At 60.7% G+C, this 410-nt stretch carries 1 protein-coding gene; it reads left to right on the top strand.

Annotated features, from left to right (window positions below; all coding sequences use genetic code 11):
* Positions 1 to 13: 13 nt before the first annotated feature.
* Positions 14 to 410, top strand: a 397-nt coding sequence (locus tag I6F37_RS42400) for a hypothetical protein (RefSeq protein ID WP_225154734.1), incomplete at its 3' end; no start/stop codon positions are given.

The following is a 410-nucleotide window of genomic DNA, read 5'->3' as shown; positions in this document are numbered from 1 at the left end:
GATCAATAGCTACATGTTCGCCAATGCGCGCGCCATTGCGGCCATCGCAAGGCTTGCGGGACGAGAGAAGCTCGCGACGGAATTCGACGCGAAGACGGCGGAGTTGCAGCGCCTCACGCAGGGAAAACTTTGGGACAGCGAAGCGAAGTTCTTCAAAGTTCGCCACGAGAGCGGGCAACTCGCCAGCGTTCGCGAGGCCATTGGTTTTATTCCGTGGGCGTTTGGATTGCCAGACGCGAACAAAGGTTATGAGGCTGCCTGGGCGCAACTCACCGACGCGCAAGGTTTCCGTGCGCCCTTCGGTCTCACGACTGCGGAACGTCGTCACCCTGCGTTCCGCTCGCACGGTTGCTGCAAATGCGAATGGGACGGCGCGGTCTGGCCCTTCGCCACATCGCAAACGCTCAGTG

The organism is Bradyrhizobium sp. NBAIM08 (assembly GCF_020193935.1).
Lineage (GTDB): Bacteria > Pseudomonadota > Alphaproteobacteria > Rhizobiales > Xanthobacteraceae > Bradyrhizobium > Bradyrhizobium yuanmingense.
This window is presented reverse-complemented; position numbering and strand designations above follow the sequence as displayed.